The sequence below is a fragment of the Microcoleus sp. M2_D5 genome, assembly GCF_036701935.1.
Taxonomy (GTDB): domain Bacteria; phylum Cyanobacteriota; class Cyanobacteriia; order Cyanobacteriales; family Microcoleaceae; genus Microcoleus.
Genome location: NZ_JAUBRP010000094.1, coordinates 1 through 7,157 on the forward strand (window position 1 = coordinate 1; position 7,157 = coordinate 7,157).

Consider the following 7,157-nt stretch of genomic DNA (forward strand, 5'->3'; position numbering starts at 1 on the left):
AAAGCCCGTCCTTAAAAGACGGGCTTTCAGGCCCATCCCACTTTCAAGAGTGGAAGTTATTTAATTCTCATTCCTAAGATGGACTCCAGTGAAATAACTCTAATTAAGTTTGTAGTGACCGCAGAAGCCCTCAAAATTCTCAACGGGGGATATCGAACAATTGTATGATGAGTAATTAACCGAACTCGATTTAAAATAATCAATCACTAATCAGCAATCACCCATCATGAATCACGAATGACTCCTAACTAATAAACATCTCTATAAATTAAATTTGAACCTGCGAGCAGCAAAGGTTTGAGTTTATTTTTGGGAGATGTCTAATAACTAATGACTGATGACTCATAACTAATATTGCTTCATCGCTCTTTCCATATCCCGCTTGTCTTCGCGTTTCTTCAAATCTTCGCGCTTGTCGTGCAGTTTTTTCCCTTTACCCAAACCAATATCCAGTTTTACCCAGCCGCCTTTCAAATACATTTTTAACGGCACTAAAGTCAAGCCTTTTTCTTCGACTTTGCCGATTAATTTGCGAATTTCCTGCTTGTGCATCAGCAATTTACGGGTGCGGCGGGGTTCGTGATTAAAATAGTTGCTAGCACTTCTCCAAGGCGAAATGTGAACGTTTATCAGCCACAGTTCCCCGTTCCGAACTAAACCATATCCGTCCCGCAAATTGGCTTTTCCTTCCCGAATAGATTTGACTTCGGTTCCCTTCAACTCAATGCCTACCTGATATGTCTCTATAATTTCATAGAGATGGCGCGCTTGTCGGTTATCGCTAACAATTTTGTATCCTGCGCTTTTTTCGCTCATTTTTACCTCCGCTAAAATTAATTATTATAACGCTAGCTTCTCTGTAGAGAAAATAGAAGCTTGACAAAACTTAAATAATCGGTCTAGGCATTACCAATTTGGCTGAGCTAAGATGTCACCAACGTGAATGTCAAGCGGTATCATGCAGCGCACCAATATTCCCAATTCTGACCTTCAAGATGCTGTCAGTCCCACTTCTGCAGTTAATTTGGTTTGGCTGGCTCCTTTTTTGCTGGCGCTTGCTTGGTTTTGGGCCAATATCTCGGCTGTTAAGTGGCTGTTATCCTCGTTTGTTGAGATACCCACACTGTACAAAATAGTAATTGGCTTTCTGATTGTAGCATTAGTAGTGCGATCGAGCGGGAGCTCCGTTAGCGCAGCCCGCCCCTACGGGGGCTACGCCAACGAAGAGCATCGCCCGCCGGGATTTTCGCCAAATTTCGTTTTGAGGCGAGATCCGCTGCTGTTGATGTTGGGTGCGGGTATTTGCTCGATCGCCCTTCAGTACATAATTGATATCAAACCAATTACTGTCCTGCTATTTATCCTCGGAACTTACGGGCTGTGCGGCTTATTGGTGGAGCCGAAATTTTGGCAAAAAAACTTGCCAGTTGCGGGTTTGCTGGCTTGTATTTTACCATTCAACAGTCAGTTGAATAGCGGATTAGGTTTGCCAGCGCGAGTGCTCACTGCTCAGGTAGTAGAACAGTTGCTCTCAATGCTGCACGTTGCGGCTATTTCTTCTTACGATATTATCGTTTTGGAAAACGGCATCGCTCACGTTGACGTGCCTTGTAGCGGCATTAAAACCCTCTTAGTCGGAACGCTATTTTTGCTAGCTGCTACCTGGCTGGAAGGGCGTAAATTGAGCTTAAAATGGCTAGCAATCGGCGCTGCTAATCTCTTAATGTTGGTATGTGCTAATGCTGCGCGGGTTGCAGTGTTAGTCGTGGTTTCAGAAGTATTGAAACAGCCACATATAGCAGAAATTATTCACGTTCCTCTGGGAATTGTCGGTTTAGTAGGTGCTTGTTTTGTGAGCTGGTTAATGCTGCAACGATTGCCAAAACTTCAGCCAGAAAAAACCAGCATAATTTCTGCAAAACCCAACTCAGAAATACTCCAAAATCACCCTTTAGCCAAACCAGGAATAATTGCAGCAGTCACAGTTTTGGCAGTCATGGCTCAACTGTCTCATGTAGAAACGTCAAAAATTGATCTCGCACCTTTAACATTACCTGAATACATTAAATCAGAATCAATTCCCCTAAATCCTAGCGAACAAAAATTCTTCGGCAACTATCCAGACACGCAAACACAAAAAATCCGATTTGTCGCCGGCAACTTGCGCGGTTCCATGCTCACAGTAGCGAGTACATCCTGGCAAACTTATCACGCCCCCGAGTTGTGTTTTGTAGCGAGCGGAATTCCCGTCAATCGCATAGAAAAAAAACAACTAACTCCTTCAGTAACAGCGCGCTGGCTGTCTCTAAAAAACAACGAACTATCAGCAGTATACTGGCTGCAATCTCCACAGCTAACAACAGATAACTTCTTGTCCCGTATCGGCAGCGACCTCACTCAAAAAAATCACAATTGGGTGCTAGTTTCCATTTTATTTGACAGTTCGCTACCCGCCGAAAACCATGAAGTAAAAGAGTTTGCTAGTAAGGTACACGATACCGTTAAACAAAGCTTGCAAGGTAGAAAATAATGAAAATTAAACAGGTATTTGATGGAATTTTACATACAATTTTTTGGGTGTGGAATTTGACATTTTTATCGATTGTTTACTTGGGAATTTTGCCGATTATAGGAGTGCCATTAGTTATGGCGACAATCGATGGCACCATCCCGCTAGAGTTTTCTTTGACGATGGCAGCTACGATCGCAGTACCCACTGTATGTACAGTAATAGGAGCTAGCCGTTTTCGCAAGCAACCCCTACAGCTAATGCGTTGGTTTTACGGCGTAGAAGCACCGCTATTTTTGCTGTGTTTGCTCCGCTTGTTCCTGCTGCGAGAACTCACCCCAGCTAGTTCTCAAATCATCGCTACTATTGCTTTGTGCATAGCAGCATTTTCAGTCGAGATGCTGTACGGCTATCTGGGTAAAAAAGAAAATGTTCAAAATATCTCAGATTCTCAAACTTCCCATAATAAACAGCATAGTTTTTTAAGATTAATCGGAGAAAAGCGAAGTGCATGGCTGCAATTAGGATGCCACAGTTTAATGCTAGTAGTTGGCATTTGGGCGGCAACATTGCTGATGTATTACGCTGTACCTGTGGCATTGTTTACACTTTATGGATTCATCATTGTAGTCATTGAATTTTTCAAGTTTACATGGGTATCAGCATTTTGGGATATCTTTAAATACGGGGGCTTGATCTGGGGTTTAATTTGGATACCGCTATCGTTTATATTGTTTGGTTTAACCTGTAGCTTGTTCGTTGTCATGCCTTCGCTGTACGGCTTTCTCTACATTCATTCCGGGCAGAAAATATGGCAGAGTTTTGCTGCACAATACGGGAAAAATAAAGCCATAATCGGAAGTTTGGGAGTCATAGCAGCTTGGCTGGCTATTTTCTCGGCTTTGCAGCAGCAGCCGCAAGTTGCAGCACTAAAAATGCTGGCGACTCCCCCCGCAAACGACAGCAGCCGCCAAACTTTATTAGCCAAATCTGATATGATTCGATCGGGCTTACTCAATGCTTATTTGTCCCCTTACCGCTACCTCAGCACTGTGGGAGAAAACAACCACATTTATGAGATGTACAAAAATAGTTTGAATTTACCTGACGGAGCGGCTCAAACTGTACAGAACAGCTATAATTTTTTAATGTCGCCGTTTTTGTATCAAGGCTCTAGTGCTGATGTAAAAAAAGCCGAAAAACTCTACGGCGAATTTTTCGATACGGAACTGCAAAAAGGCGATACAGAAGCAGTAAAACACGCGGTACAGTCAACCTCAAACCGGGAAGAAGCAAAAGCAGGTTTGCTGAATGTCAATGAGGAAAAAGTATGGTTGCAGTCGCAAGAAGTTACAGTCAAAGAAAACGGCGACTGGGCTGACGTTCAACTCTACGAAGTTTACAAAAATCAAACGCCGAACTTGCAAGAAGTATTCTACTACTTTTCCTTGCCGGAAAGCGCCGCAGTTACAGGAGTTTGGCTGGGCGATACTGCCGATTTAAACAAACGTTTTGTATTTACAGTATCGCCTAGAGGTGCCGCCCAGCAAGTCTACAATCAACAGGTAGTAGAAAGAGTCGATCCGGCTTTGCTAGAACAAATTGGCCCCAAACAATACCGCTTGCGGGCTTTTCCAATCCCGGCTAAACGAGAATTCACCCAAACTGACGGGCCAACGGAAATGCACCTGTGGCTTACTTACAAAGTCATGCGCCAGCCGCAGGGTTGGGCGATGCCTGTTTTGGCTGAGAAACGCAACATTTTTTGGAACCAAAATACGCGCCGCACGATCGCCGGAAAAGAGGTAAAATACAGCGGGAAAGAAGCCAGAGAAACTTGGCTGCCACCGTTTTTGCCCGCAGTCGCACAGCAACCGCTAACAGCGCAGCAGGCAATTCTACCGGGAGGAAATATCATTTCTGCTAAGCCGCTGGCTGATACAAATTACTCGCTACCGCAAGGCAAAAAATTTGCAGTTATTCTCGATACTTCCCGCAGCATGGCGGCGGAAAATAAGGAAGTAAAAGAGACTTTTGAATGGTTTAAAGCTAATGCAGCAGGCAAGAATGCTGTTGATTTGTATGTCGCCAGCGCTGCGGGAATGCCACCTAAGTTTGTGGAAGATGTACGCAATTTCGATGCAGCAAAGGTGACATTTTACGGTACAATCCAGCTCAAAGATATGCTGCAACAGTTTGCACAGTTGCGCGGCGATAAAAGTTACGATACTGTATTTTTGGTGAGCGATCGCCACAGTTACGAATTGTCGGACGATCGCAAACTTAAACTTTCCATCTCTTCACCGCTGTGGACAGTGCATTTGGGAGGTTTGCCCCCCGGCTACGACGACGCAACTTTAAAGGTGATTCAAGATAGCGGTGGCGGAGTTTCTACAGATATCAAAGACGCGATGCAGCGAGTGGCGACGACAGCAGCTTCGGGCAAATCTACAGTTAGTGTTGTTGACGGCTATGTTTGGATTTATGGCAAAACGCCACAGTCGGAAAAAACCGCAAAATCGGCGGCAGTCGCAGATTTAAAAGATACCGGAAATGAAGGCTTTAAACCGATAGCTGCGCGGCAGTTGATAACTGCACTTAGCAAGCAGAAAAGTTCAAATCAATTGACGCAACTGGATGCGATGCACGCAGTAGCTAAAAATTTCAAAGTGGTGACGCCTTATTCTTCGATGATTGTGTTAGTTAATGACGCGCAAAGGGAGCAACTAAAAGCAGCGGAAGCTAAGAGCGATCGATTTGACAGAGAGGTAGAATCCGGTAAGGAGGAGTTAACTAAGCCGAATAATCCTCTGAATGTTTCGGGGGTTCCCGAACCGGAAGAATGGCTGCTGTTGGCGGTAGGTTCGATCGGGCTTTTGGCGATTTTCCTCCGTCAGCGGCGCGCGAAAACGGTATAAAGTACACATGGGCCCAGAAACCGGGTTTTTTACCTAATTTACGGTGTGTAACAAAGTATTTCGTAAAAAACCCGGTTTCTTTGTCGGAGTTCGTAAGTCCTGACTAATTTATTTCTACAAAAACGCGATCGCCCTCAATCTTTACCGGATAAGATTCCAGGGAATCGCTGGGTGCATTCAAACATTTACCCGTATCTAATTTGTACTGATACTTATGAAACGGACAGGTAATGATACCGTTGCTTACCTTACCCATGTCGATCGGGTATTCTAAATGAGTGCAAGCATTGCGGTAACAAGTGACATTCATGCCTTGACGGTTCAAAATCAGCGAAGTACCCTCAACTTTTACCTTCAAAATATCCCATTCGGGAACTTGATTCAGCGCTGTTATCTCTACCCACATATAATATTTATTCTCCGAAAAAACCTGACATGGACTTACGCAGAACCTAATTATTTAGGGTGCGGATTGTGCAGCTTACTGCTATCCGTAGCGTGTCAAACCACTTTTTGCCTTAAGTCCTGATTATCTTATTCCAGCTTCTGCCTAGGGATGAATCTGACTCAAAATCACTCGCAACCGATCGTAATCATCCTTCAACAAAACACTCAAACTTCTCCCCGCTTCCACCAACCAAGATCGATCGCGCATCCGCAACTGATAAATCTCCCGAATCGCCGCCGCCGTCAGCGCATCCACCGGCGCATTAGTCACCCCCAGCAGCGTCCTCAAAAAATCCAACTGCACCGTAAAATCAATCACCTCATCCGGTTCGCAGCGATAAACCGCCTGGTGAATTTGCGGCGGGCGCGGCGGCAAATACTGATAAATTTTACCCCTTGATGGGCCGTGACCGTTCAACCTTTCCGGCGCAGCCTCAAACCCCACAATCGCCACTCGAAACTCGGTTTTGAGCATCGCAAAAATCTGCGGTTGTTCTTCCCGCAACTCTTCGAGCGACAAACCCAAAGCGCGAGCTCTGTGCACCGAGTCGATCGGGCTAGTAGTAGCGTAATAAACCACGCCGTAGATTTGATTTTTCGACTCTTCATCCTCCGCTTTTACCCAACTGCCAAAAGGCGGCATTACGGGAAAACTTAAGTCTTCCGGTTCCAAACATTGAGCTAAAAACTCCGAAGTTGCCGTCTCGATTACCTCAGCAATGCGATCGGGATGGCGCTCTTTTGTAGCAAATTGGGGTAAAGGTAAACGCATATTAGTCAGGAAAGCAGTTGGTTGTTGGCAGTTGGTTGTTGGTTGTTGGTTGTTGGTTGTTGGCAGTTGGTTATTATTTATTTATTATTATTTGTAAGTGGGTACTAATAAACAATAACAAATGACAACTGTCAACAACCAACTGACTATTTCGCGCGACCAGCCGTAGCATCGACAAGTTCCAATTGGGACAAGCGGAACGTGATCAGCTTGTCCCAATTGCCGCCTTCAAATAATACCGCGACTTTCCCGTCGCTAACTCGCTGGACTTGTCCTTGAAAGGCGTAGTAAATCTCACCCTTATCTTTAACTCGAACTGCCGAACCTGGAAAAATCATAATTCTTGGAATGTTAAGTTGGCTGTTTATAGCTTACCTTTTCTTGGCGATCGAGACTTGATGCTAAAACAGGCAAGATGCCTGTTCCACCAACAAGCACAGGCAAGATGCCTGTTCCACAAACACTCACAGGCAAGATGCCTGTTCCACAAACACTCACAGGCAAGATGCCT

The 7,157-nt window shown here is 44.8% G+C and carries 6 protein-coding genes; 2 read left to right on the forward strand and 4 right to left on the reverse strand.

Features of this window, described 5'->3' with window-relative positions; genetic code table 11:
* Window positions 1-348: 348 nt before the first annotated feature.
* Window positions 349-816: an SsrA-binding protein SmpB gene (gene smpB, locus QUA50_RS26265; RefSeq protein WP_333264487.1), complete on the reverse strand. Its 468-nt coding sequence runs from the start codon at window positions 814-816 to the stop codon at window positions 349-351.
* A 127-nt stretch (window positions 817-943) separates the two neighbouring features.
* Here smpB and xrtO point away from each other — a divergent pair, with 127 nt between their 5' ends.
* Window positions 944-2,530 carry an exosortase O gene (gene xrtO / locus QUA50_RS26270; RefSeq protein ID WP_333298941.1) on the forward strand — a complete coding sequence of 529 codons (1,587 nt, stop codon included), beginning with the start codon at window positions 944-946 and terminating at the stop codon, window positions 2,528-2,530.
* Window positions 2,530-5,427, forward strand: a complete 2,898-nt coding sequence (locus QUA50_RS26275) for a TIGR02921 family PEP-CTERM protein (protein ID WP_333264483.1) — start codon at window positions 2,530-2,532, stop codon at window positions 5,425-5,427. The genes xrtO and QUA50_RS26275 overlap by 1 nt, the downstream gene beginning before the upstream one ends.
* Window positions 5,428-5,530: 103 nt before the next feature.
* On the opposite strand, the gene QUA50_RS26280 is transcribed toward QUA50_RS26275, so the two are convergent.
* The 3 genes from QUA50_RS26280 to QUA50_RS26290 form a co-directional block, all read right to left on the reverse strand.
* Entirely contained in the window at window positions 5,531-5,833 is a 303-nt protein-coding gene (locus QUA50_RS26280; protein ID WP_333264481.1) for a Rieske (2Fe-2S) protein, read from the reverse strand.
* Window positions 5,834-5,977: 144 nt separating this feature from the next.
* Window positions 5,978-6,646, reverse strand: a complete 669-nt coding sequence (locus QUA50_RS26285; RefSeq protein WP_333196850.1) for an HAS-barrel domain-containing protein — start codon at window positions 6,644-6,646, stop codon at window positions 5,978-5,980.
* Window positions 6,647-6,792: 146 nt separating this feature from the next.
* Window positions 6,793-6,984, reverse strand: a complete 192-nt coding sequence (locus QUA50_RS26290; RefSeq protein ID WP_015175937.1) for an NAD(P)H dehydrogenase subunit NdhS — start codon at window positions 6,982-6,984, stop codon at window positions 6,793-6,795.
* Window positions 6,985-7,157: the final 173 nt, after the last annotated feature.